We start from the raw sequence: 26,720 nt of genomic DNA on the forward strand, positions 1-26,720 counted from the left end.
CCAAAAGATAAATTACAATAGTGAATATTAAAAATAGAGGAGCGTTATATATGCCACTAATTCCAGAAAATGCTACAAAGATTGAAGTTCTTGGAGCTACAGTTGATTTTTTTAAGTTAGAAGAGGATGGTCAAAGTACTTACTATTTTGATACATCGAAGTGTGGACCTCCAGACCCTATGGTAAATGCTGTAAGTGGGCTCAAGCTCATCAAGGGAACAAAAGATAAGTTAGTGATGATTAATCATAAAACACCTGGTGGCTTATTTGCAAAACTTGGAGATGATATATCTCATAAACTTGAAGAGACTGATAATGGTTTAGTCAAAGTAACCTTTAGTAGCAATGAATCTTCATCAACAGATACTAATCTGCAAAATATTACTCACTAAATAGATTTTATGTTTCCTATCTCGCAAGATTTCGCACCTCCATTTAAACTTATCTCTCCATTTTTTATTTTGGGGAGCCTGTTTTATCTCTTGAGTGCTATCTATATATTTTTTATCTCTGCTGAGAATCTTTTTGTCCTAGACACGAAAATAGTAGGTTTTGTACATCTTTTTTTACTTGGGTTTATTATGATGACTATCTTTGGAGCAATGGCACAACTCGTACCAGTTGTTTTAGAGGTTGGTCACTTTGGGGTTGAACTGTTTTATGCGATATGGCCACTGCTTGGCATTGGTACTATCATGATGGTATTTGGCTTTGTTGGCTATCCAATGCTGCTCCCATTTGGAGGAGTCGTTGTGCTTATTGCGATGATGATATTTGTTATGGAGATATTTTTAACTATCAAAAAGATTAAAAAATTTAATCTTGTCATGAAAAGCATACTTATATCAAATACATTTCTTTTTTTTGGTGTCATTTTAGGGCTTGTTATGGCTCTTGGCTATAGCGGGCTTATAACTGTTGATATTAACATGTTGCTTAGGGGGCACCTGTTTTTAGTCATCATTGGCTATATCGTAATCACTATTATGGGATTATCACTGGTTCTTCTTCCTATGTTCGGACTCTCTCACGGATTTTCGCATAAACCGTTAGAGAGAGCAGTGTTAATGGTTGGTACAGCTGTTATTTTAGTTGTTGCTTCATCATTTTATCCATTGCCAATTTTAGAGTATAGCGGATATGTATTGGCTATTTTAGGACTATGTATATACTTCTATTTTATAAATACCATCTATAAAACAAGAGCTAGAAAAGAGATAGATATATATGCTAAATCTCTGATGTTTTCATATTTTTCGCTTATAGCCTCTTTAATTCTTGCTCTGCTATATTTTTTATTTGGGGCGCAAGAGCTTCTCCTGTCTTCTGGCTGGATGATGTTTTTTGGCTTTTTTGCTTTTGTTGTAACGGGACATGTATATAAAATAATTCCGTTTTTAGTTTGGTTTGAGAGATTTTCTCCACTTGTCGGAAAACAGAGAGTTCCGATGTTAGCTGATATGGTTCCAAAAAAAAGCTCATCAGCACAGCTTCTCTTTGGCGCTATAGGTGTTGTGATAATAGCAGTAGCTATTTTACTTCAAGATGAAAAACTGATAAAAGCAGGTGCTTCTTTTTTACTAATAAGTACTTTGGCTTTTGTAAAGAGTGTTTTTTTTATGATAAATTATAAATAAGGATTTAAAATGTATTCAAAAGAGGAGCTATTTTTAGCAATTTCAACTGTAATTGACCCAGAAGTTGGCTTTAATCTTGTAGAGATGGGGCTTATATATGATGCTTCATGTGATGTGGATGGAAATGCTTATGTAAAAATGACGCTCTCTACAAAAGCTTGTCCTATGCATCAGTTAATTCAGCAATGGGTAAAAGAGGCTGTTTTAAAGATGGCAAATATAAAGAGTGTAGAGATAGATTTAGTTTGGGAGCCAGAGTGGAATATCACAATGGCTGATGAACATGTAAAACAGGCATTAAGCAGAGGTTAATTCTGCTTTATGTACTCGTTAATCGCTTTACATGTATGTTGAAGCGATCTTTTATATTTTTTTAATTTAGTTATATACTCCAAATTTGCAGGGTTTGAAATACTGTCTTTTAACTCAATTGCAATTTCATGAAGCTTACTAGCTCCAATGTTTGCAGCAACTCCAGAAATATCAAGCAATATTTTCTTAGCATTTGAGCCATTTGAATTGCTTATAAGTTCTTGAATGAGCATCGCTGAGTTTGAATACGTTGAGATAAAATCATGCAAAATTTCAATGTAAAACTCTTTATCGCCACTGCATATCTCCAGACCTAAAGCTATGTCAAACTCTTTTAATGCTTCGTTGTTTTTATATAATATAGTATTTTTTGACTCTTGTGCAGTTGTGTAGATATATAAAATATCATAAAGAGCATCTATATTCAGTGGTTTTTCTACATGTGCATCCATCCCAACATCTAACATATTCTTTATATCAGCAGCATCTGTATCACCGCTGAGAGCTATAATTGGGATGTGCTCATATTTTGGATTTTTTCTAATTAGTTTTGTCGCTTGAAAACCATCTAATATAGGCATATGAACATCCATAAATATAATAGAAAAATCACTGTTTATTTCTAGCATATCTAACGTTTCTTGCCCATCGTTTGCCACTTTTATATCAATTCCTGATGTTGATAAAAGTCCTATAATTACTTTTTGATTTATTATATTATCTTCAGCTATTAAAATTTTTACACCAGTAAAAATCGAAAAGTCATCTCTAGTTATTTTTTGATGTTTTATCAGTTCTCTCTTTTTTCTACTCAACATTGGTTTAACATCTACCTTTTTTTCTATCTCTTCACGAATAATATTTGTTGTTTCTTTATTTTGCTTGTTTTTTTTAACTCTAAGGATTAAATATATAATAGACAGACCCAAAAATAGGATAAATACAACTATTTCAATGTAATTTTCACTTAAAAAATTTTGCATCAACAAAGCCTTTTTCTTTTATGGTATTGTAATGAAAATTAAACTTTACAAAGTTAATGTATAATCACAAAATAGATAATTTATAAAAAGATATAGGCAATAGATGCAAACAATTCCACATGTACCAGTTCTTTATAGAGAAGTTTTAGAGCAATTTAAAAATATAAAAAATGGAATAGTAATTGATTGCACTATGGGTTATGGCGGGCACACATCTTTGATACTTGATGCAAACCCAAATATAAAATTAATTGCCATAGACCAAGACCAGAGTGCAATAGATTTTTCAACAAAACGTCTTGAGCCGTATGGAGATAGAGTTGTTATAAAAAAAGGGCGCTTCTCTACGATAATAAAAGAGATTTTAAAAGAGTATGATATAAGCGATATCAGAGGAATTTTGGCTGATATTGGCGTTTCATCGCTTCAATTGGATAAAAAAGAGAGAGGTTTCTCTTTTTTTAGCGAAAATCTTGATATGAGAATGGATGAAGATGCGCCTCTTAATGCAAACATAGTTATAAATGAGTACTCTTCACATGAGCTACAAAGAGTTCTATTAGAGTATGGAGAGCTTAGAAACTACAAACAAATAGCATCTTTTATAGTTTCTAACCGCCCATTTTATTCAGCAAAAGAGCTCTCAGACGCATTAAGACATCTTATGCCAAGTGGGAAAAAAATACATCCTGCAACGCTTTTAATGCAGGCAATTCGCATAGAGGTAAATAATGAGCTCGGCGAGCTAGAGTCTCTCCTAGATACAATACAAGAGAGAAAATTTTTAGATACAAAAGTAGCAATTATCTCATTTCACTCACTTGAAGATAGGATAGTAAAAAATAGATTTAACGAGTGGAGGGCTAGTTGTATATGCCCACAAGAGGCTATGAGATGTACATGTACTAATGATAACTCTTTGGGCAATATTTTAACAAAAAAGCCTATCATTGCGCAGATGGATGAGATTCAAGCTAATCCTCGGAGCAGAAGTGCAAAACTGAGAGTTTTTGAGATGAAAAAATGAGTGAAAAAACGGATCTTTTAGAAGAGTTAGACACGGTTATAAATCCAAAAAAAGAGTTGGATTTAAACTATTTTTTATATGTTTTACTTGGTGTTTTTTTCATAGTTGCGCTGCTTTTTCCTAAAATATATATCCAGCAGCAAATCTACTTTGCAAGCAGAGATATAGCAAAATTAAAGGGTGAATATGACACCCTTAAAGAGGAAAATAGGCTCATTCGAGCTTCTGCTGAATCTATTAGATTTAAAAACCAAATTCTTGATACACTTTTTTAAAGAGGCTCTATGATTAGACGCTTTTTAGAGTTTGCAATAGATAAACCACTCTTAAATCACATTCTTTTAACTTTTATATTTGTACTCTCTGTTTTTTCCTATATAAATATTCCAAAAGAGATATTTCCTCCTATGAACATGGATAAAGTTACTATCTCTGGTGGTTATGTTGGCACATCTGCTGATGTACTAGATAAGATGGTTGTTAAAACAATAGAAGACGATCTGCAAAATATAGCAGAGTTAGATACCATAAAAACAACTATAAAAAATGGTTCATTTGTAATTATTGCAGATATAAAACCAAATTCTGATAATGCAAATGTATTAAATGATGTTAAAGATATTGTCGGAAGTGTAAAAAAAGATCTCCCAGCTGATATGGCTGAACCAATTGCTAAGATTAAACTACACTCTTTTCCCCTAGCACTCGTTGCTCTTGTTGGAGATAAACCAAAAGGAGAGCTACTGCAAAGAGCAGAGGAGCTAAAGAGTGAGCTTAGTAAGTTTAAAGAACTCAGTGAAATCACTATTAGAGGAGATGCGGATGAGGAACTTGTCATTAATATTGATGAGCAAAAACTCCTAGCGTATGGTCTAAAGCCAGCTTTAGCGGTTGAGGCGATTAAAAACATAAGTTCTGTTTTTCCTATTGGAACAATTAAAGAGAGAGGCTCACATCTCTATATATCCACATATAACGGTGAGAAGAACAAAGATGCCATTGAAGAGACTATAATCAGCGTTGGCGGCATAAAAGTCCGCATAGCAGATATAGCAGAGGTTGAATTTAAACTTAGTGATCAGAGCGAGCTATCTCACTATAATGGAGTGAGAAATATATCTATAAATATTGCAAAATCCGAAGATGGAAATGCAATAGAACTTGTAAAGCGAGTACGTACTCTCTTAAAGGAGCAAGAGAAGTTGCATGCAGATTTGGAGTATAAGATATATGCTGATACTTCCATCTGGATAAAAAATCGTCTAAATACTGTTTTTGCAAATATAGTCTTTGGTCTTATGTTTGTTTTTTTAGCAATGCTGCTTTTTGTAAATCGTGGGATTGCATTTGTTGTTGCGATTGGGATACCTGTTAGTTTTATGATTGGGCTTATCGCATCTGAGTTAATGGGTGAGAGTTTAAATATGCTCTCTCTTCTTGGTGCGCTCATAGCTCTTGGAATGTTGGTTGATGAAGCTATTGTTGTGGCTGAGAATATATATAGACACTTAGAAGAGGGTATGGATAGGAGAGAAGCGGCAATTGTAGGCGCACAGGAGATGTTTCCAGCAGTTTTAACAGCGACTTTGACAACTATTTTTGCATTTTTGCCTATGCTTTTGCTTAGCGGAGAGATGGGTATGTTTATAAAAATCATACCTATTATGATAACGGTGCTACTGTTGTCATCTCTTTTTGAGGCATTTTATTTTTTACCTCTACATGCATATGATTTTTTAAAAGTTTCACAAGAAGATAGTTTTACAAAAAAGATTTGGGCTAAGTTGTCATCTTGGCATAACGCTGTTTTGCACTTTTTATTTAGGCGAAAACATATATCGTTAATATTAATTGTAGTAACAATTCTCTCTTTGAGCGCAATAATGGCAAAAAATGCAAAGTTTCAATTATTTCCAGATTTTGATACAACGCAGGTTTATGTTTATGGCAAAGTAAATGTAAATAATGAGCTTGAGGATACAGAGGCTATTGTAACAGAGCTAGAAAAAGAGCTTCTAAAAAACATTAAAGGTGATGATATTGCCTCAATAACATCAATTATTGGTTTTAAGCTTGATGCTAAAAATATGGTTGAGACAGGAGAGCATCTTTTCCATATCTTTATAGATTTAAGTGAACGCGCCCCAGATAACGTATTTGATAAATATATAAGCCCATATCTCTCCATAGAGTATGATAAAGAGGCTCTAAAGAGACAAAAAGATGCAGTTGATATTGCAAAAGATGTACAAAAAGTTGTAGAGCCTTTTCTTGATTTAAAGAGCAGTGATAAAAAAGTTTTTGAGGAGCTAGTTGTTAAAGTCCCAGGAGCTGGAGTTGTTGCCTCTGATATTGAAATTAGCATTACTGCAAATGATGAACAAAAAATACTCCAAGGTGTAGAAGAGTTAGAAAATGCTCTACATGTAATAGATGGTGTAAATAATATCTCTAATGATGCAACGCTAGGCGAGAGAGAGTTAAAACTACGTATAAATGAGTATGGACAACAACTAGGTTTCAATGAAGAACTCATTTCAAGAGAGCTTCGCTCTTACTATCTAAAGGGCGAATATGGAAAGATGTTTAATGAAAATGGGCTAGTTAGAATTAAAATTGAGAGTTTGGTTAATCAAAAAATAGATTCAATCAACAGCATAGAAGTTCAAATCCCATCTTCAGATAAGTTTGTGCTGCTTAAAGATATATCTGACTTTATAATGACTCAAGGATTTGTAGCTCTTCAAAAAGAGAATGGTACAAGAATAAGAACAGTAATGGCTTCACTTGATAAAAAAATAGTTACATCAGCCGAAGCTATGAAAAAATTAGAGCCTACACTTAAAAACTTAAAAGAGAAAGGTTTTGTAGTAGATATAAAGGGTGAAGAGAGGGAGAATGCTAAAAATAAAAGAGAGATACTACAATCTGCACTTATTGCGATTTTTCTAATTTTTATTACCCTCGTTTGGTTATTTGACTCTATTAAAAAGTCGCTTATTATTATTAGCACAATACCCTTAGTGTTGCTTGGCGTGTTATTTGGACATATGGTTATGGGTATAAACATTACTATGCCTGGCTTGATAGGCATAGTTGGTCTTGCTGGAGTTGTTGTAAATGATGGACTGCTTGTTGTTAGTTTTATAAAAAATGCAACAAATACCCAAGAGTTGATGAAACAAGCTCAAACAAGATTAAGACCAATTTTTTTAACATCTCTTACAACTGTTCTAGGTCTTTCAACACTTATATTTTTTGCTTCAGGCCAAGCTATGATACTTCAACCAATGGCAATTTCCTTAGGATTTGGTATAGCATGGGCGACAGTGCTAAATCTTATATATGTACCACTTCTGTATGCCGTCATTTTTAAAATTAAAGATACACAGCCATCAGAAAAATATAAGCTAGGCTAAAGTATAATTCCGACCTACAAAGCAATAGCTTCTATAGAAACAGTGGGTTCTTAGCTCAGTTGGTTAGAGCCCTCCGCTCATAACGGAGTGGTCGAGTGTTCGAGTCACTCAGAACCCACCACTGTCAACGCAATTTCAAGCCTTTTTTAAATCTTTATTTTTAAAGTGTCGCTAAAAGTGTCGCTAACATTCTTAAATAAATCAATACTTGTATCTACTTTCAAATGGCTATCTTTAATAAAACCTGCATAGTTTTTAATAATCATCTCTGGCGAAGTATGTCCAACTATAGCAGCAATCTCCATAATCTTAAATTTACCGCTATTTAACATTGCAGTAATAAAAGTATGTCTTGTGCTATATAGTTTTCTATATTCAATACCACAATCCTCTACAAGTTGATGCCATCTTCTTTTAAAGAAACTTGCATCTTTTATAAAGACTCCATCATGTTCAAACAGATAAAGAGATTTACTTAACTTTCCTTGACTCTCAATAAATGGTTTAACAGCTTCAAACATCGGTATATCTCTAATGCTCCCGATTGTTTTAGGTGTAGTTATACGACCTTTAGAGATAGATCTTTTGATAGTTATTCTATCGTTTAAGATGTCTTGATGCATTAAACCGAGTATTTCACCACTCCTCATGCCTGTATGCAAAGCAATACCTAGATAGTTGCGGAACATTCCATGTGATTTCTCTAACAATAACGATACTTCATCTGTTGAGAAAGGATGAATAAGCTCTTTTTCAGAGGCTTTGAACGTAATATCCGTTGCAACATTTTTATTAACAATTTCAGCGTCCATAGCAATGTCTATTACACTTTTTATACAAGACAAGTAATCTTTTTTTGTTCTATCTTTAATATTATCAAATGATGATAGATACTCTTTTACCATTAGTCTTGTAATCTTATTGATATCAAAATCTTTAAAAAAGTCATTTACCTTTCTATAGACATATATTCTGTTATGAAAACTTTTGTCTTCTTCATGTAACTTTAAATATTTTTCATAAAAGTATGAAAATTTTTTAGAAACATTAGTTTTAATATTGAGCTCTTCTTGCTTACGTGCTATCCATGGAGACAGATATTGAGTTTGCATATATTTTAAAGTTTTTTCAGTCTTTAAAACTTTTGTGCTCTCTTCAAATTTTTTAACAACGCTGTTTTCAAAATACACATAGTACATTACATACCAATATTTTCTATTTTCTCTATTTATTATAGAGACTTTTATATTCTGCACTTTTTCTCCTTTTTTAAAGGATTTTGTGCCATTTGTAATTAACAGCAAAATTTTAGCCTATCTTCTATCTAATAAAGCTTTTACTTCATCATCAGCTTGATAGTTTTTAATCCAGTTCTCTAGTGCTTCTATGCTCCATAAAACCACTTTTTTAGTTTTTGATTTAGTCGGCGGAATAAAATAATGAATTCCTTCGATAAATTCTTTATTCATTCTCTGAGAGAAATAATCAGTACTAATATCAAATATAGTAGGTAAATTTTTAGTTTGAATATATTTTTTCATAAACATTCTCTATAAAATTGGCATTTCTATTTTTTCCCGCGGGAAATTTTGAGAAGCAGATACTACATTTCGGTTATCGGAGTTATCGGAGTTATCGGAAACTACATTTAAACCCTCATAAACCCCTATTTTAAAGGTTCTCGGAGTTATCGGAGCAATATATTCACTATTTTGCGTTTTGCTTGACTTATCGGAGTTATCGGTTTTATTTGTATCAAGTGCTAAACCCTCAGAAGTGCCTAAAAATAGACTTCTCGGAGTTATCGGAGTTATCGGAGCAGTATTTACAATATCTTCATATACTGTTTCAACAGCAGCAGCTTTTTTATCAGCTGCACCTATTAAAAAGTAAAGTTTTTGGTTATTTCTATCTCCTCTCTCAAAGTTCCAAAGTTTGCCCTCGTTATTTTTAATCACTTTGGCCGCTTTCTCTTTGTCAAACCCTAAGTCTGTAAGGTTTTTTTGAAGTTCCGACCACATTGGTTTATTTCGAGATGATTTTAAGTACTCTATCGTTTCATTTATCATCTCATCCATCTCTTTAGTCTGTTTTGCGTAAGCTATGTCTAGTTTAGTAAGAGTGTGGTTGTGAGCATTGTATGTGAATGCTATTTCTTGCAAGTCTCCAGCTCTTGCTTTGAAAGGTTTTAAAATCAAAGAATTTTTATCATCGTTTCGCTTGAGAGTAAATGCATTTGATGTATCTTCTTCAAATGCTGATGAACCTGCATAATCACTCTCAAAATCTTTTTGTTTTTTGTTTTGATGATGTAGAAAAAGAACTGTAGCACCGTTATTTCTTAAAGTTCTAAGTATCTCCATTACAGGTGATACGTCTTTGTTTTTGTCTCGATCTCCAGCGATGAAGTTTTTTATAGAGTCAAATACAACTAAGTAGTTTGTTAGATCCATCTTTTTCAAAGTGTTTATAATTTGCCAAAGTTCGTTTTTACTTAATCCTACAAAATATCTAAATTTATTACCATGCTGCTTTTTAAGATGATGGATGTTTCTATCTCTAAGAGTAGATTTAGAATTATCGCCATCAATGTAAAAGACCTGTTCTATATTTTTTTGCCCTAGCATCATATTAGCAGCTGCAACACTCAGTAAGCTTTTACCAGTTCCAGGACGAGCACTTATCATTGTTATTTCATTTTTAACTAAAAAATTATCCATCAGGTATTCGAATTTGACATTTTCAATTTCTTCAAAATCGATGTCAAACTTATCAAAAATGCTATTGAAGGTTTTATCATCTCTTTTTAGCTGCTTAATGCCATCAACAGTGTTTAATCTCTCTTGTAAGCCAATAAGCTCATTTATAGCTGCTAAATCCCCGTGGGCTACTTTACTGCCGACTAATGTAATTTGTCTATTAATAGCATCTGTTTTTAGCTCTTTAGCGTATGCTAAAATATTTGAGATAGGATTAGCTGCCAAAATATCAAGCATCACACCATCGTCGATTTTTGGGAACTTCTTTTTTAAAAACTCTTCATCTATCGGCAGATCTTGTTTGTTTAGCTTGAGCATTGAATCATAGATGAGTTGATGAGCCTGAAGATAAAAATCCTCTACATTTAATATATTTGAGATGTCCTGTAATTTTTGAGGCTCAAAGAGTATTGAGCTTAAAATGCTTTTTTCTATGCTTGTATTAAAATTATGTTCATGGTTCATATGCCATCTCCTTCAAATAATGATGATTGGATTTTTTTTAAAGTTTTTTTAGTCTTTTTTTTATAGATATTTCCCGCTTTTATTTTTGACTCTTCTTGCCAAGGCAACACTTCCATGTAAAAGTTGTGTAAATCGCCTAAAGTAGGGTTTTTTAAGATTTCATTTTCTTCTTCAAGTTCATAAAAATCTTCTCTATTTTCAAATTGAAATTCATTATCTGTATTATAGATAATAGGGGCGTTTTGTTGCGCACTGCGGTAAATACTTTGGCTTAAATTAAAAAACGATTCTTTGTCGTTTTTTTCAATAAAGATTTTAACTTTACTTAAAATAGAATTCTTGAACTTTCTTGAATTGGCGTCCTGATATCCTGTTAAAACCCCTTGACATAAGGCTTTTATATCCTCCTCCCCGCCACTAAACCATGTGTATTTGGCGTTTCCGAAGAGGCGGAATGCCTCGCAGAGCGAGGTTCTTGAGGGAGATTCGTTTTTAGAAAAACTCTCTACTATTGATAAGAGAAGACTTGCCTCTTGAATAAATTTATCTTTAATTAAGTTTAAGACAATTTTATTTTGCTCGAAAGATATGCTATAATTCACGGTATTAAGGGACATTTGGGCTCCTTTTTCTGTAGATTTGACCGACCAAGGCTAAAATCTACAGGTTTTTAGATTAGATGTATCGATATTTTAGTATTAAACTTACATATTGTCAAGTTTAAAAAGGTAATTATGTCAGATTTCTTAATTGTTTTAGAAAAAATTAAATTATTTACTAATACTAGTTCAGATAAAGATGTTGCAGAAAAACTAGGTGTTAAACCAGATACGTTGTCGCAGTGGAAAAAACGAAATAAAATACCATATTCAGAGTTATGTGTTTTTGCAAATTTATATAATGTTGATTTGAATTGGTTGCTATTATCAGATAAAGGAACTCAAAAAATCAGCTTGCCAGATTATCTTATCATTTTGGTTAATAAATCATACGAATTAAATCGAATTGGTTTAACTGAAAATCTTTTAAAATTTATTTTTGAAAGTTCAATAAAACAAAAACTTAGAAGTTATGATAAATCAGTTCCGTTTTTGAAGTACTTATTTTGGGATAGGTACGACACCTTGGCAAACTTTAGATTAATGATGAGGGCTTTAAAAAAATTTAAAAAAGGTGATGTACATAATTTAAAAATAGAAGATTCTAAAGCTGTTTTAATTGATTTAATAAAAAATTACCAACTTACAATTGGCGATCGTACTGTATACACTATACGAAATAAAGATAAGAAAAATACCTTGAAATGGCTGGAAGATACTTTTGATGATTTAGAAGCTTATGCTATCTTAATGGATATGGAGCTGGCTATAAAAGCCTTTGATGAAGCTAAAGAATGGCTAAGTATTAATTTGCCAATCTTAAAAATCAAAGGCGAAGAAGTATAGTAGAATTTTTTTAAAAGATTTAGTTTTTAAAATTTTCTGCCCATTTTAAAAGAGCCTTTTTATTATATTCTACTCTTACCATTGTAGGGTATTCTTTAACTTTTGAGAACGAGGATAGCAAACCTTTGTCTCTCCAATTTTTCACAGTCTGTGGATGAACTCTAAGTAGCAAAGCCGCTTGCCTTTCACTGATAAATTCTTTCTCCATTTAAATCCTTTAAATTGTTTTACTTACCTAATTCAAATTTCTTTTAAATCATGTGTCCTTTTTTAGCAACTCCTGTTTTTCTTTCTTTAAGTTGCTTAATTGCTTGATTGCATCTTAAAATATTAAATATCCAGCCTGTAATCATAAATCCAATTGCCAGCGTTCCGATTGTCGAAACTAGAAGTGGATTATTTTGCGGTATGATGATAAATATCTCTATAATGAGCAAGAAAATGCCGACTGATGTAAAAACCCATGTAGGAATTTTTAAATTTTTCATGTTGTAGTGTCCTTTTGTTTTATTTACCTAATTCAAATTTCTATTTTAGTTTTTAGTTTTTTCGATTGTTGATATTTCTGTGATATACTTCTTTTGCTAATACAATTTCTTCATGTGAACTATGGAGTGACAAGACTAGGTCAAGGGATTAATTACCCCTTGACCTTTTTTTTTGTCCTCCAAGTTCACATTTTGAAGGGGTTCTTTATGGATAAGCTTGTATTAGCATTGCTGCTTATGTGCATTTTTGCACCGTTACTTAGGTAACGCCAAGGGGTTTACGCCCCTTGCCCCCGAAAACTTCTATCTTCAAAATTTCCCGTGGGAAATTTTATTGTTCATTTTGCTTCATCTCTGCAACTGCTTCAGTAATAGTTTTGACACTTTTCTCTGCTTTTTGCACTTTATCCTGCATAACTTTATTTTCTCTATTTTGTACAGCTTGTTCTAACTGTCTCTCTGCAGCGTTATTTATCTCATCTCTCTCTGGATGCATTTTCTCCCAAGTCAGCATGTCTTTTAATTCTTGTGTAGAAAAATTCTCAACTTTTTCGGTATTTATTCTAGTGTTCGCCGCAGAGCTTGCTGGATTCTTTGTGCCGATAAGCCCATCCTGTAGTGCTTTATCATGTGCTGTTTCAATCCTTGCATAGTCTTTATTTTCAATCGTGTTAATCATTTTGTCAAATTCGCCCTCAAGTCCTATAGCTTTTGCTGTGCTATCTATCATCGGATTTTGCTTCAAAGTGCCCCAGATTCCCAGCTCATCTTTAGCATGATAGAAGTTTTCTTGTATCTTATCTTTACCGCCATCAATTTCATCTTTGGTATTTACTTTGTTTTGTTTCGTGAAGTCCTGCATATCGCCGCTTGCTTCTGCTCGTTTTTCTTCATGAGCTTGCTGATATCTCTTCGTTATACTGTCGTTGATATTTGCCATGTCAGAGTTGTTTTTTGGCACATTGCTTGTGTTTTTGATAATATCTGGAACTATGGCTTCAACTCTCTCTTCAACATTGGTTGATTGAGCTTTGTAATGCTCTCTTTGTTGTTTAAATTTGTCTTCAGCTTCGCCGATAACATCTTTAGCCTTTTGAACTCCACTCATATCTAAGTTGAGATTAGTACCGCTAGCTGCCTCAAAAGCTTTTCTCGTTTCGTCAATATGCATTCCGCCTCGCATTTGTTCTATTGCAATTTTACCTGCGTCTAATAAATCTATTTTTGAAAGTTCAGGGCTATTATTGATATAGTTATTTAGAGCATCAGGAAGTAGATCATGTGTCATCGATAAACCTTGACGTGATGTAATATTATGAAGCTTTGTAATTGATTCTGAATCGCTCCAAGATTTAACATAATTATCAGCTTTTGTAAGAATATCAGAATCATTAAATCCGCCTGTTTTTTGAGCTTGTTTTGCAAGTCCAAGAGATAAACTCTCGTTTTCATTGATAGAGCTTGTAAGATTTTTTGAGAAAGTGTCACCAAATGTTTTAGCGTCATCTCCAGTTATGGTTGTGCTAAAATCTTTCGAATCAGAACTTTTACCAGTTACTGTATAGCCTATGGTTGCGTTACCCTTCACGGACATACCAGTAAACAGAGAAACACCATCAGGGGAGCCAATAGTAAGATTTGCATTTGCTCCAGCGTTTGCGTTATGATCACTTGAAAAATTAAATTTATGCCCGTTACTCGTCATCTGTTTTAATGTGTTTGTGATACCTTCTTGCGTAACTTTAGTGAGAGCCTCCCCAGTTGCATGACCCCATGTGTTTGTATCTGAGAATGTATTTGTATCAATATTCGTGCCTCCTGCAGTTGAGCCGTTCGCCAAGCTGTGAGCAAAGCTTGAGTTAAATGCAGCGCTATTTGAAGCAAGTTCCTGAAGAGTTTTGCCTGTGCTAGCAGATATGTCATTAACTAAACCTGCGCTGATGGTTGTATCTTTAACTGATGTGATTTTTGTACCATGTGCATCAGCAGTGATTTGACCAAGTCCAGCAGAATCAGATGTTTGTGTTCCAATGCCTTGAGCATTTGTTGTTTTAGTTCTGAGAGAACCATCATTAGCAACATGTGAGGCTCTCCATGAATCTTGTCCGAGATAATCATGCGTTCCATGCATATCTGTAGCGCTAAACTTGCCTAAAGAGCTGTTTCCAACACTTATATTTCCGCTTGCAGTTTGTGCAGCGGCAGATGATGCTGAACTATTTGCAACTGCGCCTGCTCCGCTAAAGAAGCTAACAAATCCTTGTTCTGATTTTTTAGCTATTGAGTACGCAAGAACTGGAATCATCGTGCCAACATAGCCAATGAGAGCTATTAGAAGTGCTAAGTCTTCATGCATTTTATGAGTTCTAAAAAAAGTGAGACCGCCATCAACTTGTGGCCAAATCAATTGAGACTCGATTGTAATAAATGTCATAGCATTTAATATTATAGCAAGCGGCGTCCAAAGTATCATTGCAAACAATAGTGTAAATCCCATTTTAATATGCCCTAAATCGCCGTAAATAACGGAGAGCAGTACAAGAAGTATAAAAATACCAAGCACAAGAACAGTTAAAATTGCCTTGTAAAGTGGCAGGTTTTTTTGAGCCATCTTTCCCATAGTCATTAATGTTTGTTGTTGATTTGCCTCTGCTGCCGCACTTGCATATGCTAGAGCTTGAACATCTCCACCTGCTGCAAGTGCAGTAGCTTTTATGCCATCTTTTGTCATATTTATTAATGTTTGTTGCATGAGATAGTCTTTTGAGTTTTTAGATGTACTAAAAAGTAATTGTGATGTTGCTGCCATTGCGCCCTGGTATTTGTCTTGTGTAATTCCCATCTCTTGAGCAAGAAGAGGTTCTAAGACGTCAAGCTGTTGTCTTATATCAGTGTTAACTAATAATTCCCATACATCTTCACATTGCTTATCTATTCCATTAGGATTTGCTGTACTATAATAAGGAGTGAGATATCCAGTTACTTTAAGATCTGCTTTTAATATAGTACTGAAATTTATAATATCTGCAGAAATTTCGTTCATTGCGATTGCGCTAAATATACAATTTCCCATATACTCATTAAAGGTTCTTCTCGTATGACCATCTGCAGCAATTAATGATTTTACATTCAGTGGCGCTGCCATGGTGAAACCAAGACCCACATCTGTGTAATTTAAAGAGTTTGGAGTTGCCATCGCAGACTGAAACCCACGTGCTAGGTTTCTTTCTAAGTTTGTAAATAAAGAGAAAGTTTCACCGATTCCTATAGGGACATTGTTAACAATAAATGTTTGATTAGTTACTTCATCTTCGATAATATAACGTTTTGTGCTTGTAGAAAAAAGTCCAATTATTAAAGTTATGGTAAATAAATATTTACCCATCGTAACAGCCATATCAGAACTGCTAGCACCGCTTACGGTATTTTTTATCATCAATAAAAACCCACCGATGGCAACAGCTGATTTAAAAATATAGTTGTCTTGCGATAGAATTGTTACAGCTTGTAAGACACGGTAAAATAGTTCGCCGTATCCCCATGTGTAAATTGATGATTCTGCAGCAAATAGACTTACGGAAAATAAGATAAAAAATAAAAACAATTTTTGCATGTTTACTCCTCTTTGTCTAATTCAAATTTCTACATTCCCATACCTGAGCTTCTTATCTGCTCTTTTTCAACATTTATATCTTCCAATGCTTTTTCTTGCAGAGCTGCATCTTTAACTTTTTGATTATCTTCGTTTTGTTGTTCATCTTTTTGAGTTTGCATTTTAAAGTCGTCAAAAAGTGGTTCATCGGTGTGCTGCATTGATTTAAAAAGCTCAAGCTTCATTTCTAGCCTTTGTTGAATATCACTATCTAAATTGCCATTTTTTAGCTCTATCTCTGCAGTTCTAAAATTTCCATTTTCTATTAAATTTTCTATTTTTACTTCACGGGCAGCCTCTAGCTCTTCATTTAAAAATTTGCTCTCTAATTTAAACTCTTTTTGCAGTTCTAGTTCTACGCTCTCAAATCGTGCTTCAATTGCAGCATTTATTTTTAATTCTACGCCGCGCATATCATGCTCTTCAACTTGTTCTACTAGATTCATAGCTCTAAATACATCATTTTGAGCAACTGCATTTTCAATTTCATCAATTTTAGCTTCGTACTCTCTTGTTTGCTCCAGCTGCTCTTTGAAACCATCTACAAAACCTATCATCTTTGAATTTCTATTTTCTAATTCTCTATCATTAGTACCGTCGTGTTTCTCCATGAGCTTATCAAACTGCTTTTCAACTATTAAATCTGCCATAGCTCTATATTTTTCATCTTGATAGCTTAATCCTTGACTTTTTAATTCATTTGCCATGCCAATGGGAGTGTCTAGCCCATATTTTTTAATATTTTCCTCGAACTGTAGATGCGTATGCTCTTTTACCATTACCTCAAGGTAATCTTTGCTTTTTATATCTAATGCAGTGGCATACAAATCTATCTTTATCTGTTTTTCAACTAAACTATCCTGTGGAAACTCTTTTTCATGTTTTAGGTCCAGCAGCTCAAGAGTGTCTATATCTTTCTTAAAAGCAGAGAACATCTCTGCTCTCGTTAAGTCTCTAAAATAATTTTCTTGCTGCTCGCTTGAAAGTTTTGAGGCATCTACGCTGAGCAAATGCTCATTTGGATTCAGATTTGCAGAGTTGAAAGCAGTACCATTATCATTTATATATTTTCCGACTTCAAGTGTATTCATTTTGCTAAAATCAACATCTTCATATAATTTGTTTGCTATTTTTTGAGCAAAATTAATCTGTTTATCGCTTACTTGTGGTTTAGCCAGTTTGAAATTATCTAAATTGTCTTGCTTCCATTCTTTAAGATTTATATTGCCAAATCCTCTAGCTTCATCACTTTTTTTAAAATTTATAATCTGCTGTTTTGTTTCTATCTTCTCAACACTAAACTCTTTTAACAGTTCTTCCCTTTTAAACCCTGCATTTTCTAAAGCACTTACAGATACTTGCTGCTGTTTGTCAGCAACATGACTGATTTTTTCTATCTTATCTTTTTGTTCTGGAGTGAATTCAGGATTTTGGATTGCTTTTGTTAAAAGAGAATCAAACTTCACTCCATTATCTCCATGCTCTAGCCTGATACCGTCCATCTCTACTATTTTTTCATCTTTTGAAAAACAGTTTGTATCAATCCCATATTTTTTTAAAGAAGATTCTGTAATATCATCATAAGCTTTTATTTTGCCTCTAAGTCCGTCAAGTCGCTCTATATTTGTTTTTTTCTCCTCTTTAGATACTTCATTTGATTTTGAAGCTTGTTGAAAGTACTTAATACGAGCTTCAACAACATCAACAAGAGCTTTTCTTGTATCGTTTGCAAAAATCATTTTATCAAGCTTATAGTGATTGTTTAGTGTGATACCATCTATCCTTTTTTGCGGTATTTCAAATGGCTTATCGACTCTGTTATTTAGGTGTTCAAATCTATTATAAAGCTCTTTTGAAATTCGTGGTTCATTTTCAGTATTCCACTCTTTTATTTTTTCTTTATTTGCAGTAAACCATTTATTTATTGTGATATCATCCTTGAGATGTTTTGAAGATAGTTCAAGCCCTTTATCAGTTGCTATTTTATCGGCAAGAAAGAGTTTTTGATTCTCATCTAAAAATGCTTTAAATTGTTCTACGTCTTTTGGAACTTCGCCTAGACTATATTTTTCTGATAGCTCTAGAGAATCTTTGTAATATTTTGTAAAAGTATCTGCATATCTATTTTTTGCATTAGTTATAAACTCATTATATTTATCAGAATGCTCTTCAAAAAAGCCTTTAATTTTATCTGCTGAATTCAAAGCTTTTTCATTGATAGGTATTTTGTAAGCAGTTGCAATTTTTTTGATTAAATATGTATTTTGATTTGCAAATTTACTTGTAGGCATATCGCCTGTAAAACCTGCTATCTGTTTTGCCTCAGAAAAATAAGATTTGTCTTTGTAAAATATTTCGTATCTATCTGATTTATCCATCGCAAGTTGTTTTGTATTTTCATAAAATCTCTGTTTAATTTCAAAAAGCTCATCTTTAAACATTTTAACACCATCACCGCCAACATCTTTAGTCGTGAGAATTAAATGTGCATGAGGATTGTCTGTATTTCTATGTATGGCAAACGTGTAATCAAAGTTTTTATGAAAATCTTGAGAAAATGTGTTGATGGTTTTAGTTATCACTTTTGAAAATTCGGCATTTGTCATCTTGACATTAGAGTTCGGAGAAAATACAAGTCTGCGTTCACCAGTGATATCTTGCATCATCGATTTTGCCTGAGAATCTGAAATTTCATTTCCGTTTTTGTCATATAAGACACCGCCTGAACCTTTTACTTCATCTCTTGACATGTAGTCGATATGCTTCTGTGCTCTTAATTCTGTAGCTTCGTTAGATTCATCTTTAAAAGCACCATCACGCATAATGTAGTCTATAGCTTTAGTTGCTCTTATCGATGCTCCTTTACCGACTGTATATGCCGACTTAAAGAAGTTATCTGCTCCAGTCATTTTTACTATTGCAAAATTTGCAATTACAGGTGATGTAGCAAACGATGAAGAACTTAGACTAGACGCAGAACTTGATGCTGTTGTGCTATCTGATGAAGTTTGTACTTTTGCAGATACGAGAGCTGGACTAGTTATATCAGCAGTTGAAATATTTTTAAAAGATATATTTTGAGTAGATGATTGCTGAGAAGCGTCATTTACACTTAAAGAAGCATTCCCTGTTAAACTACTGCTTAACTTATAGTTATCGTCAAAATTTGTTTGCGTGTCAACATTAAAATTTGTACTTGTGTTAGCAGCACGAGCTGGTGCTTGTTTAAATTTCGGAACATTTTCAAAAACAAGATCTTCATCAAGTTCATCGTCCGTGCTTCTTTTTTTTCTTTGCTTTTCTCTTATATTCCAAAGTAATAGTTCTTCTTGATTCATGATAACACCTTAGTTAGTACTGCAAGTTTCGATTTCTGGTAAATCATCTTGAATTTTCGTTTTTTCATTCTCATCGGCTTCATCATAATAATTTTCTAACTCTTCTTTTGTATCTTCCACCTCTGCTTTTAGTAAAAGATTTTGTTTCTCTTTTTGTGAAATAGTACTTTTATAAATAGTTATAAGTTGCTGATGATTTTTTAGTGCAACTTGTAATTTAATTCGTTCAAAAATCAAAAAAGCTATAACGTTTCCAAAAATTAATCCCTCTACAAAATAGTTAATCATCATGTCATTGAAAAGCCAATAATATATATAGAAAAGTCCTTTTCCTATAATTGGAATCTGGTAAAGCGCCATTGCAAAATCTTCACTAAAAATTCCAAAACTAAGCGGTGTTAACATGTAAATAATATGAAGCAAAAGTATAAAAAATACAGTTGCAATAAATTTAAAATTTAAAATATTTTCAAATTTAACAAATATTTTTTTCATTTTATTTCTCTATTACATTGTCAAAAAATGTTTTATTATTTTTTGGTTGTAGAGAATCTACCTCATGATTATTTGTTAATTTTTTAGCTTCACTGACATATACAGAGATTGTTTTATCTTTTGTTTCTTGTGTCATATTTTCGCTTAAATCATTTCTGATTTTTAATTTTAAGAGATGGAAATTTGCTAAAGCATATAACAAAATTCGTGTGAGAATTTTAATTATACGTTCATTACTTTTGTCAAAATTTTCATTCATATTTTGTTCCATTTTTTCAAGCCGCTTGATAATTTTTCCTTCTTCTTTTTTTGATTCATTCAGGTGTTCAACTATAATATTTCTTACATATTCGCTCTTAGAAGTATTGTTGGTTGCGCATATTTTGTTTAGAGTATCTTCTAGCTCTTTAGGTACTCTCATTGTTAGTTTTTTTTCCATTTGTATCTCCTTTTTTTTTATTTTTGCCGCTAAAGCGACCCCTTGCTCTTAATAAGAGCAGGGCAAGTTAAAACGGTATGCCTTATTGTCGTCTTTTTTGTCTTACATTTTTTTGATACTCTCGTTGTTTAGGTGTTTAACTAGTGGTACATCTAGTGGCACACTTTGTAGTACAACTTACTTTTTTAAAATATTTGTCTTACGCTTGTATTACATAATTTTAAAAAGCTCTTAATTTTGGTAGCTTTTATGTATGGCATTGGTGCCTCTTTATGTATGGCGATTGTCTTACATAGTTATATCATCGAAACAAAACTTTTTGTGTCACAGACCCTATAGCCTTGTAGTTCGTCCGCTCTTTTTATTAACTCTTTAACGAGTTTCTTTGATGCTTTTTTAATTGCTTTTGCTTTTAATTTTAAAAATGCTGCAGTTAGAAATTCGTCTTCGTCTTCGTCTTTTTTCTCTAATTTAGACTCTTCTTCAGCTATTAAAATTGAGAATGCATCGTCGAAATGTACAAGGTTATCAAGGAGATTAGTTTGATAGACAACTACAGAACCACTGTATCGTTTGTCAAATAAATTTTTAAAATTATTGACAATTCTTGAAATTACTTTATTAATGATTTCTAAGCAATCCATATCTAAGTGAATAAATGTAGATTTTATTCCAACTGCTTTTCTTATGTGTTCTCTAGTATCTTCTGTAGCCAATGGATATAGTTCATCAAATAAAGAGTATTCAACTATAAATTTGTAATTTGTAGTCCTTCGTAAAATTTTTGCTACATCGTCTTTAGCAAATTCGTAAAAAAAACTTTCACTAATTTCTTTTAAACAATCATTTATAATTGCCTCTTTTGTTTCAAGTTTATCAATTAAATCTTTTTTCCAATCAAATTTAATTTTCTGAAATTTTGACATATAGTCTCCTTTTTTTATGTGATGCCTTATTCAAATTTCTAAAATTTTATAATTTGGTTTTTTTGTAATTATTCGATAAAGTAGAATAGAAATTTGAATTAGATAAAATAAAATAAGGAGTAAAAAAATGGAGATAGTTCTTATTGCAATTATTGGTATCATAGGTTTAATGATTTTTACTAGCGGTGAAGATAGTTCTAAAAATGAAGTTGCTTCTAAAAAAAGTGATAGTGATGATGAAAATTTTCATAGAGACGATGAAGCAAGCTCTTTCTCTTCATCTGATGATGATTCTTCCTCCGCTCATTTTATAAATCCTGCTTCTGGTGCTCCTATGATTGACGAGGGAACATGTGGATTAGATACACTTGGAAATTCATATGGGAACGATGATATATTTGAAAATACAGATACTCATTCGGAGTTTTGAAAATGATGAAAAAACAGATTACTAAATTTTATAAAATTAAGGAATTAAAAAATATGCAATATATAGCTTTTATGCATAAAGAAGACGATGACTATGTAGCAGTAGTACCAGATTTAGGTTTTACTTCTAGCTACGGAGAAACATTTGCTAAAGCAGTTGAAATGATAAAAGAAGCAGCAGAGCTTTACTGTGAAGACTTAAAAACACTTCCGAAAGCTTCAACTTTGGAAGAGCTTCTACAAAGAGATGATTTAGACCTGGAACCAAACGCAATTCCTCAGCTTATAGATGTAAAAATATCATAAATTTTTTGATGCGGTATTAATGTTTAAAATGGAAGATGCCACCCTTTTACAAAAAGTTAAATATAAACATCTTTCCTGTGAGCTATTTTTGATATTAGCATTAAGTTATCTTCTTGATAAAAGACAACTCTATAGTCACATATTCTTAATCTATATGCACCATCAAAGGGTGTTTTTAGTTTCTTTATCTTAGTTAGAACAGGATTAGATGCGAACTCTTCTATGCCATCAAGGATGAGTAGAGCTATTGATTTATCTAGTTTTTTTAGTTGTTTGAGGGCTTTTGGGTCATACTGGATATTATAGACCAAGTTCTGCTCTTACATCTTTGTGAGAGATAGTTTTTAATGTACCCATCTTATAATCTTGAACTGTTTTTGTAACAGATAGCACATCAAAGTACTCTTGTAGAGCTTCTCTAATCACTTGTGCTTTTTTCTTACCAGTTTCATAGGCAACTAAGCCAAGTTCTTCTATTAGATTTTCTTCTAAAGTTATAGTTACTTTTTTAGTCATAGTAAACACCTTTATATATATTTACCGTATTTTACCATACTTTTTATAAGCCAGCTCTTTTGGTGTAAGAATGCAAGTATCTGTATAGGAGAACATGATGAAAGAAACTACTTTTGATGTAGGGGTAAATGCTGTTTTCCAGCTATTGATTCAGTTACCAAAAAGAACTTAGTTTATCACTTACCTTATATTTGTAACTCCACCTATGACAACTATTGATAGTATAAAATAATTGCAGAGTATTTTTTGCTTTTATAGGCTAAAAAACCGATAACTCCGATAACTCCGAGAAGTCTATTTTTAGGCACTTCTGAGGGTTTAGCACTTGATACAAATAAAACCGATAACTCCGATAAGTCAAGCAAAACGCAAAATAGTGAATATATTGCTCCGATAACTCCGAGAACCTTTAAAATAGGGGTTTATGAGGGTTTAAAAGTAGTTTCCGATAACTCCGATAACTCCGATAAGTATTTAATAGTATGTTATAATTTTAAAAGTTATAAGATAAAGGATTTAAAATGCATTCTTTAGTATTAAAAGTAGATGATGGGTTTTACACTCAGTTGTTGTCTTTTTTAAATCAGAATAAGCGGCAAGTAAATATACTTGAAGATATAGAAGATGATGGGTTTCCTGCTATTAGCACTGATGAAGCTAAACAAAGAGTATCTTCAGCAGTAGAAGAGTACAGAAGCGGTAATATGAAAACAGTACCTTACTCTCAAGGTATGGATGAAATCGATAAGTGGGTGAATAACCTCTAATGAGAATAGAAAAAAATCCATTTTTTAATGATAGACTTTTCTCAATTTTAAAATATATTGCTATCAATAATCCTGCAAACGCTAAAAAATTCAAAAAAGAATTAGATCAAAAAATAATAAATCTAGTAAATATGCCTTTTAAGTATAGACAATCAATACATTATGATGATATTAATGTCAGGGATTTAATTTTTAAAGGCTACACAATACCCTATTTGATTGATAATGATATGATAGTAATTCTTGACATATTTAAATGGGAAAATAAGTAAGTTAGATTTTAGATTTTTCACATATAAAATTATGAAAGACAATAGCAAAAGTGTCGCTAAAAGTGTCGCTAAAAATTAAAAAATTAGAAATAATTAGCGTTAATTACATATGGCAAAATCCTTATAAATGCGTATTTATGGGTGCAATAAGCTCTCCTCATAACGGAGTGGTCGAGTGTTCGAGTCACTCAGAACCCACCACTGTATAACTCCCTCCACAACGGACTTTCAAAATAAAAATCACTTAAAAAATAATTTTACAAATTAAAAGAAATAAGCTGTTTATACTTTACATGTAGTAAATTTACAACATAATCTACCTTATCTATGGTTACATCATCTCTAAAAGATAGTTGTATGCTATTTCTACTTATCTCTTCATCGTAACCCATAGCTTGAACTATTCTTGAGGGTTTTGAGAGGCCTAGTGAACATCCTTCTCCATTTGTTATAAATACTTTATTTAATGCTAATGTTCTTATGAGTTCTCTGGCTTTTATATTTTTTAAACCAAAATGTAGTGAGTAATCCAGTGTTGTCTGGGGCTGGACAAAAAAGTAGATATTATCTTCAAAAATTTCCATTAGTTTCTCTAAAAAAATATTTTTTATTTTATGGTTAAATCTTTGTTCATCTAAGGCTTCTTTGCATAGTTTTACAGCTATTGTGTCAATAGTTCCAATTGGAAGAAGTGTGAACATATCATCGTTAAAAAGAAGTACGCTTGAGAGATTGAAACCAGTAAGTTTGTAGTTGTCAAAATAGAGAGCGTCGCTGTTTAAATCTACATGTGCAGATCCATTTGAGATTATTTTAGCATTTGTGAGTTCTTTTATTTTTTGAATATCATTTTTTACAAAGGTATCCATGACATAAGAAGATAAGAAAAGAAAATCTATACTGCTATCTTTTAAATTGGATAGATTTACTTTTCCATCTTTGTTTAGGTTTAGCCATTTGATTTTAAAGCCAAGTTTCTCATATATATTTGCACACTCTATAAGTGCTTCACTCTCGCCCTCACAAATGCATATATTTCCGCTTAACTCAAGCAGTAATCCTAAAAAACCCTCTTTTGAAAAAGAGAATGTTTTTAGTTTTTTGTATCCAAATTTTTTTTTATATGTTTGGCATAAAGTCTCAAAATCACTACTTTGACTTAAGGCGCCTAGTGAATAAGAGTTTGATATATCTACTTTTTCAATTTTATTGTATTGCAAAGTATTTAGATTTATCACCTTATGCCTTTTTGAGAATTTATGTACTTATTCTACCAGAATGAGTATATATATTCATCTTTGTATCTCGTGCAAATCCTACAAGTGTAATGCCATGCTCATTTGCAGCTTTGATACCTTGAAATGTCACAGCAGCTTTAGATACAACTATAGGAATTTTATGCATAACGCATTTTACAACCATCTCCATAGAGAGTCTTCCACTTGCGTAGAGTATTGATCTTGTAACATCTTTTTTATTCATAGATGCAAGACCTATAACTTTGTCTATTGCATTATGTCTTCCAATATCTTCTGCTACAAAAAAACTGCCATCTTCTAAAACAAGTTTAGCTTTATGAACACAACCTGTATTGTCAAAGAGTTCTGAGGGCTGAGAAAACTCTTTCATAGAAGAGAGTATAGTGTTTGCATCTTTTGAGTAATCACTACTTACAAACGCACAATTAAATATTTTCTCTGCATTTCCAGTAACGCCTACGCAACATCCTGAGGTTAAAGTCTTCTCTTTAAATAAGTTCTCATAACCCTCTTTTGAGACAATAGCTTCTACATGTACATCTAACCCATCTTCACTAACTTCAAGAGAGCTAATATCATCAAAGCTTTTAATAACCGCTTCTGATAGTAAAAAGCCCACTATATGTGCATCTTGATGTTTTGCAATGCTCATAACTGAGAGAAATTTTTGACTATTTAGATAAAAGTTTACTTTCTCTTCTTTTATAACATAATCTTCTATATTGCTAATCCCATCTTTATCAAACTTTTCGATAATTACTTTTTTAGTATGATTATCAAATTTTGAATAAAGAAGAGAGAAGTTTTCACTTCTCATAATCTTAGTCATGTGTGACTACCTTTTTGATTGGATATCTGCTAAAACATCTGGTGCTAACTGCGCAAGATGCTCTCTTGGATATTTTCCACTTATTAAGCCTTTTAGATTTCCCTTTACCGCTATCATAACCGAGTAAACAAAATCCATCAAGAAAAACATGATAAGTACACTAGCTCCAAAGTGAACATAGATTAGATATCTCTTAAGCTGGATAAACTCACTATGAGTATATGCATCAGGATGAAGATACCAAATTGTTATGCCGCTAAAGAGTAAACTTGCTCCCATTAGAATAAAAACTATAAAGATAACTCTTTTCATTGGCGTGTAACTGCCTTTTAGTATGAGCTTCTTTGTCATAGAGTTGTTAAAGAGAATCTTTGCATCTTTAAATGCAATAACGCTCATGGCAAACCATAAAGGAAGCCAGACAAGACCCAACATCTCATGTGAGCCTCTTAGAAAAAATGCCACTTCTCCACCACCTGAGCGCATACCCCAAGTTATGTTAAAACCTGTAATTATTAAAGAAACTATCACAACAATATTTAGCCAAATTACAGCTCTATGAAAGATATTAAAGACTTCAACTTCATCACTGGGATTTGTAACAACTGCGACTTTTCTTCCATATTTTACATACATGAAACAAAATATTGCAATCTCTGCTACAAAGACCCACCAGATAAACTCTTGTCTCTCATTACTAGCACGAATAATTTCAGGTGCTATAGCGTTATAGCTAGGACCAAAAGCCGCATTTACCATCGCTTGATAGTTTGAGGTTGGCTCTACAAGAACTCCTCTAGTATCTCCGCTCAGTATTACATGTAAGGGAAACTTTACAAAGTATTCCCAATCCATAATCATCATAAATGCTACAAATATAAAACCTACAACACCTAAGCCTAGAAGAGTTAGTATATATGCTCTGTTTCTAGTAAAAAATGTATTACTTTGCATAAT

The 26,720-nt window shown here is 32.6% G+C and carries 28 protein-coding genes and 1 tRNA gene; 12 read left to right on the plus strand and 17 right to left on the minus strand.

Annotation, left to right across the window (positions count from 1 at the left end):
- The first annotated feature begins 50 nt into the window (after positions 1-50).
- The 3 genes from SUDEN_RS04175 to SUDEN_RS04185 are packed head-to-tail and all read left to right on the plus strand — an operon-like array spanning position 51 to position 1,949.
- Positions 51-392 (plus strand): hypothetical protein, encoded by a 342-nt coding sequence (locus SUDEN_RS04175; RefSeq protein WP_011372425.1) that lies wholly within the window; start codon positions 51-53, stop codon positions 390-392.
- 9 nt (positions 393-401) lie between these two features.
- The gene (locus SUDEN_RS04180; RefSeq protein WP_011372426.1) at positions 402-1,637 is read left to right on the plus strand and encodes a hypothetical protein; all 1,236 of its coding nucleotides are present in this window, start codon (positions 402-404) and stop codon (positions 1,635-1,637) included.
- A gap of 9 nt (positions 1,638-1,646) precedes the next feature.
- Positions 1,647-1,949, plus strand: a complete 303-nt coding sequence (locus tag SUDEN_RS04185) for a metal-sulfur cluster assembly factor (RefSeq protein WP_011372427.1) — start codon at positions 1,647-1,649, stop codon at positions 1,947-1,949.
- Here the strand turns inward: SUDEN_RS04185 and SUDEN_RS04190 are convergent.
- Positions 1,946-2,932 (minus strand): response regulator, encoded by a 987-nt coding sequence (locus SUDEN_RS04190; RefSeq protein WP_011372428.1) that lies wholly within the window; start codon positions 2,930-2,932, stop codon positions 1,946-1,948. The two genes, SUDEN_RS04185 and SUDEN_RS04190, sit on opposite strands and share 4 nt — an antisense overlap.
- Positions 2,933-3,035: 103 nt before the next feature.
- Here SUDEN_RS04190 and rsmH point away from each other — a divergent pair, with 103 nt between their 5' ends.
- The 4 genes from rsmH (at position 3,036) to SUDEN_RS04210 (ending at position 7,499) form a co-directional block, all read left to right on the plus strand.
- Positions 3,036-3,959, plus strand: a complete 924-nt coding sequence (gene rsmH / locus SUDEN_RS04195; RefSeq protein ID WP_011372429.1) for a 16S rRNA (cytosine(1402)-N(4))-methyltransferase RsmH — start codon at positions 3,036-3,038, stop codon at positions 3,957-3,959.
- The gene (locus SUDEN_RS04200; RefSeq protein WP_011372430.1) at positions 3,956-4,234 is read left to right on the plus strand and encodes a hypothetical protein; all 279 of its coding nucleotides are present in this window, start codon (positions 3,956-3,958) and stop codon (positions 4,232-4,234) included. The genes rsmH and SUDEN_RS04200 overlap by 4 nt, the downstream gene beginning before the upstream one ends.
- A gap of 9 nt (positions 4,235-4,243) precedes the next feature.
- Complete coding sequence (locus tag SUDEN_RS04205; RefSeq protein WP_011372431.1) at positions 4,244-7,378, plus strand: efflux RND transporter permease subunit; 3,135 nt, start codon at positions 4,244-4,246, stop codon at positions 7,376-7,378.
- A 44-nt stretch (positions 7,379-7,422) separates the two neighbouring features.
- Positions 7,423-7,499: transfer RNA gene (locus SUDEN_RS04210), tRNA-Ile, on the plus strand.
- A gap of 25 nt (positions 7,500-7,524) precedes the next feature.
- Here the strand turns inward: SUDEN_RS04210 and SUDEN_RS04215 are convergent.
- The 4 genes from SUDEN_RS04215 to SUDEN_RS04230 are packed head-to-tail and all read right to left on the minus strand — an operon-like array spanning position 7,525 to position 11,219.
- On the minus strand, positions 7,525-8,634 hold the full coding sequence (locus SUDEN_RS04215; protein ID WP_011372432.1) for a tyrosine-type recombinase/integrase: 1,110 nt from the start codon (positions 8,632-8,634) through the stop codon (positions 7,525-7,527).
- Positions 8,635-8,691: 57 nt separating this feature from the next.
- Entirely contained in the window at positions 8,692-8,919 is a 228-nt protein-coding gene (locus tag SUDEN_RS04220; RefSeq protein WP_148153527.1) for a hypothetical protein, read from the minus strand.
- Positions 8,920-8,928: 9 nt separating this feature from the next.
- Positions 8,929-10,602, minus strand: coding sequence for a DnaB-like helicase N-terminal domain-containing protein (locus tag SUDEN_RS04225; RefSeq protein ID WP_011372434.1), 1,674 nt, complete (start codon positions 10,600-10,602; stop codon positions 8,929-8,931).
- The gene (locus SUDEN_RS04230; RefSeq protein ID WP_011372435.1) at positions 10,599-11,219 is read right to left on the minus strand and encodes a hypothetical protein; all 621 of its coding nucleotides are present in this window, start codon (positions 11,217-11,219) and stop codon (positions 10,599-10,601) included. Before SUDEN_RS04230 ends, SUDEN_RS04225 begins: the two co-directional genes overlap by 4 nt.
- Before the next feature lie 117 nt (positions 11,220-11,336).
- On the opposite strand from SUDEN_RS04230, the gene SUDEN_RS11015 reads away from it, so the two are divergent.
- The gene (locus tag SUDEN_RS11015; protein WP_011372436.1) at positions 11,337-12,047 is read left to right on the plus strand and encodes a helix-turn-helix domain-containing protein; all 711 of its coding nucleotides are present in this window, start codon (positions 11,337-11,339) and stop codon (positions 12,045-12,047) included.
- Between the two features lie 19 nt (positions 12,048-12,066).
- Here the strand turns inward: SUDEN_RS11015 and SUDEN_RS04240 are convergent, their stop codons facing one another.
- The 7 genes from SUDEN_RS04240 to SUDEN_RS04270 all read right to left on the minus strand — a co-directional run bounded on the left by SUDEN_RS04240 (position 12,067) and on the right by SUDEN_RS04270 (position 21,385).
- The gene (locus SUDEN_RS04240; RefSeq protein WP_041672199.1) at positions 12,067-12,255 is read right to left on the minus strand and encodes a helix-turn-helix domain-containing protein; all 189 of its coding nucleotides are present in this window, start codon (positions 12,253-12,255) and stop codon (positions 12,067-12,069) included.
- A 43-nt stretch (positions 12,256-12,298) separates the two neighbouring features.
- Positions 12,299-12,535, minus strand: coding sequence for a hypothetical protein (locus SUDEN_RS04245; protein WP_041672201.1), 237 nt, complete (start codon positions 12,533-12,535; stop codon positions 12,299-12,301).
- A gap of 331 nt (positions 12,536-12,866) precedes the next feature.
- The gene (locus tag SUDEN_RS04250; RefSeq protein ID WP_011372437.1) at positions 12,867-16,148 is read right to left on the minus strand and encodes a conjugal transfer protein TraG N-terminal domain-containing protein; all 3,282 of its coding nucleotides are present in this window, start codon (positions 16,146-16,148) and stop codon (positions 12,867-12,869) included.
- 29 nt (positions 16,149-16,177) lie between these two features.
- Positions 16,178-19,525, minus strand: a complete 3,348-nt coding sequence (locus tag SUDEN_RS04255; protein ID WP_011372438.1) for a hypothetical protein — start codon at positions 19,523-19,525, stop codon at positions 16,178-16,180.
- A 9-nt stretch (positions 19,526-19,534) separates the two neighbouring features.
- Positions 19,535-20,020: a hypothetical protein gene (locus SUDEN_RS04260; protein ID WP_011372439.1), complete on the minus strand. Its 486-nt coding sequence runs from the start codon at positions 20,018-20,020 to the stop codon at positions 19,535-19,537.
- Position 20,021: 1 nt separating this feature from the next.
- Positions 20,022-20,459 carry a CopG family transcriptional regulator gene (locus SUDEN_RS04265; RefSeq protein WP_011372440.1) on the minus strand — a complete coding sequence of 146 codons (438 nt, stop codon included), beginning with the start codon at positions 20,457-20,459 and terminating at the stop codon, positions 20,022-20,024.
- 296 nt (positions 20,460-20,755) lie between these two features.
- The gene (locus tag SUDEN_RS04270; RefSeq protein ID WP_011372441.1) at positions 20,756-21,385 is read right to left on the minus strand and encodes a hypothetical protein; all 630 of its coding nucleotides are present in this window, start codon (positions 21,383-21,385) and stop codon (positions 20,756-20,758) included.
- A 127-nt stretch (positions 21,386-21,512) separates the two neighbouring features.
- Here SUDEN_RS04270 and SUDEN_RS04275 point away from each other — a divergent pair, with 127 nt between their 5' ends.
- On the plus strand, positions 21,513-21,815 hold the full coding sequence (locus SUDEN_RS04275; protein ID WP_011372442.1) for a hypothetical protein: 303 nt from the start codon (positions 21,513-21,515) through the stop codon (positions 21,813-21,815).
- 53 nt (positions 21,816-21,868) lie between these two features.
- The gene (locus tag SUDEN_RS04280; protein WP_041672203.1) at positions 21,869-22,120 is read left to right on the plus strand and encodes a type II toxin-antitoxin system HicB family antitoxin; all 252 of its coding nucleotides are present in this window, start codon (positions 21,869-21,871) and stop codon (positions 22,118-22,120) included.
- Positions 22,121-22,176: 56 nt separating this feature from the next.
- Here SUDEN_RS04280 and SUDEN_RS04285 read toward each other — a convergent pair whose 3' ends face one another.
- On the minus strand, positions 22,177-22,431 hold the full coding sequence (locus tag SUDEN_RS04285) for a type II toxin-antitoxin system RelE family toxin (protein ID WP_011372444.1): 255 nt from the start codon (positions 22,429-22,431) through the stop codon (positions 22,177-22,179).
- A complete protein-coding gene (locus tag SUDEN_RS04290) occupies positions 22,421-22,636 on the minus strand; it encodes a ribbon-helix-helix domain-containing protein (protein ID WP_011372445.1) in 216 nt (71 codons plus the stop codon). Before SUDEN_RS04290 ends, SUDEN_RS04285 begins: the two co-directional genes overlap by 11 nt.
- 521 nt (positions 22,637-23,157) lie before the next feature.
- Between SUDEN_RS04290 and SUDEN_RS04295 the strand changes: the two genes are divergently transcribed.
- Together SUDEN_RS04295 and SUDEN_RS04300 are read left to right on the plus strand one after the other, a co-directional pair.
- Positions 23,158-23,403, plus strand: coding sequence for a hypothetical protein (locus tag SUDEN_RS04295; RefSeq protein ID WP_011372446.1), 246 nt, complete (start codon positions 23,158-23,160; stop codon positions 23,401-23,403).
- Entirely contained in the window at positions 23,403-23,675 is a 273-nt protein-coding gene (locus SUDEN_RS04300; protein ID WP_011372447.1) for a type II toxin-antitoxin system RelE/ParE family toxin, read from the plus strand. Before SUDEN_RS04295 ends, SUDEN_RS04300 begins: the two co-directional genes overlap by 1 nt.
- 257 nt (positions 23,676-23,932) lie before the next feature.
- Here the strand turns inward: SUDEN_RS04300 and SUDEN_RS04305 are convergent, their stop codons facing one another.
- The 3 genes from SUDEN_RS04305 to SUDEN_RS04315 are packed head-to-tail and all read right to left on the minus strand — an operon-like array spanning position 23,933 to position 26,717.
- On the minus strand, positions 23,933-24,913 hold the full coding sequence (locus SUDEN_RS04305) for a cysteine desulfurase (RefSeq protein WP_011372448.1): 981 nt from the start codon (positions 24,911-24,913) through the stop codon (positions 23,933-23,935).
- Between the two features lie 19 nt (positions 24,914-24,932).
- Positions 24,933-25,763, minus strand: coding sequence for a formate dehydrogenase accessory sulfurtransferase FdhD (fdhD, locus tag SUDEN_RS04310; RefSeq protein ID WP_011372449.1), 831 nt, complete (start codon positions 25,761-25,763; stop codon positions 24,933-24,935).
- Between the two features lie 6 nt (positions 25,764-25,769).
- A complete protein-coding gene (locus tag SUDEN_RS04315) occupies positions 25,770-26,717 on the minus strand; it encodes a cytochrome b/b6 domain-containing protein (RefSeq protein WP_011372450.1) in 948 nt (315 codons plus the stop codon).
- Positions 26,718-26,720: the final 3 nt, after the last annotated feature.

This window comes from Sulfurimonas denitrificans DSM 1251, from assembly GCF_000012965.1.
Taxonomy (GTDB): domain Bacteria; phylum Campylobacterota; class Campylobacteria; order Campylobacterales; family Sulfurimonadaceae; genus Sulfurimonas; species Sulfurimonas denitrificans.

Bases quoted from the DNA above. Each gene is read 5' to 3' on its own strand.
- SUDEN_RS04175 (WP_011372425.1), top strand. From the start codon at position 51: ATGCCACTAATTCCAGAAAATGCTACAAAGATTGAAGTTCTTGGAGCT.
- SUDEN_RS04180 (WP_011372426.1), top strand. From the start codon at position 402: ATGTTTCCTATCTCGCAAGATTTCGCACCTCCATTTAAACTTATCTCT.
- SUDEN_RS04185 (WP_011372427.1), top strand. From the start codon at position 1,647: ATGTATTCAAAAGAGGAGCTATTTTTAGCAATTTCAACTGTAATTGAC.
- SUDEN_RS04190 (WP_011372428.1), bottom strand. From the start codon at position 2,932: ATGCAAAATTTTTTAAGTGAAAATTACATTGAAATAGTTGTATTTATC.
- rsmH (WP_011372429.1), top strand. From the start codon at position 3,036: ATGCAAACAATTCCACATGTACCAGTTCTTTATAGAGAAGTTTTAGAG.
- SUDEN_RS04200 (WP_011372430.1), top strand. From the start codon at position 3,956: ATGAGTGAAAAAACGGATCTTTTAGAAGAGTTAGACACGGTTATAAAT.
- SUDEN_RS04205 (WP_011372431.1), top strand. From the start codon at position 4,244: ATGATTAGACGCTTTTTAGAGTTTGCAATAGATAAACCACTCTTAAAT.
- SUDEN_RS04220 (WP_148153527.1), bottom strand. From the start codon at position 8,919: ATGAAAAAATATATTCAAACTAAAAATTTACCTACTATATTTGATATT.
- SUDEN_RS04225 (WP_011372434.1), bottom strand. From the start codon at position 10,602: ATGAACCATGAACATAATTTTAATACAAGCATAGAAAAAAGCATTTTA.
- SUDEN_RS04230 (WP_011372435.1), bottom strand. From the start codon at position 11,219: ATGTCCCTTAATACCGTGAATTATAGCATATCTTTCGAGCAAAATAAA.
- SUDEN_RS11015 (WP_011372436.1), top strand. From the start codon at position 11,337: ATGTCAGATTTCTTAATTGTTTTAGAAAAAATTAAATTATTTACTAAT.
- SUDEN_RS04240 (WP_041672199.1), bottom strand. From the start codon at position 12,255: ATGGAGAAAGAATTTATCAGTGAAAGGCAAGCGGCTTTGCTACTTAGA.
- SUDEN_RS04245 (WP_041672201.1), bottom strand. From the start codon at position 12,535: ATGAAAAATTTAAAAATTCCTACATGGGTTTTTACATCAGTCGGCATT.
- SUDEN_RS04250 (WP_011372437.1), bottom strand. From the start codon at position 16,148: ATGCAAAAATTGTTTTTATTTTTTATCTTATTTTCCGTAAGTCTATTT.
- SUDEN_RS04255 (WP_011372438.1), bottom strand. From the start codon at position 19,525: ATGAATCAAGAAGAACTATTACTTTGGAATATAAGAGAAAAGCAAAGA.
- SUDEN_RS04260 (WP_011372439.1), bottom strand. From the start codon at position 20,020: ATGAAAAAAATATTTGTTAAATTTGAAAATATTTTAAATTTTAAATTT.
- SUDEN_RS04265 (WP_011372440.1), bottom strand. From the start codon at position 20,459: ATGGAAAAAAAACTAACAATGAGAGTACCTAAAGAGCTAGAAGATACT.
- SUDEN_RS04270 (WP_011372441.1), bottom strand. From the start codon at position 21,385: ATGTCAAAATTTCAGAAAATTAAATTTGATTGGAAAAAAGATTTAATT.
- SUDEN_RS04275 (WP_011372442.1), top strand. From the start codon at position 21,513: ATGGAGATAGTTCTTATTGCAATTATTGGTATCATAGGTTTAATGATT.
- SUDEN_RS04280 (WP_041672203.1), top strand. From the start codon at position 21,869: ATGCAATATATAGCTTTTATGCATAAAGAAGACGATGACTATGTAGCA.
- SUDEN_RS04290 (WP_011372445.1), bottom strand. From the start codon at position 22,636: ATGACTAAAAAAGTAACTATAACTTTAGAAGAAAATCTAATAGAAGAA.
- SUDEN_RS04295 (WP_011372446.1), top strand. From the start codon at position 23,158: ATGCATTCTTTAGTATTAAAAGTAGATGATGGGTTTTACACTCAGTTG.
- SUDEN_RS04300 (WP_011372447.1), top strand. From the start codon at position 23,403: ATGAGAATAGAAAAAAATCCATTTTTTAATGATAGACTTTTCTCAATT.
- fdhD (WP_011372449.1), bottom strand. From the start codon at position 25,763: ATGACTAAGATTATGAGAAGTGAAAACTTCTCTCTTCTTTATTCAAAA.
- SUDEN_RS04315 (WP_011372450.1), bottom strand. From the start codon at position 26,717: ATGCAAAGTAATACATTTTTTACTAGAAACAGAGCATATATACTAACT.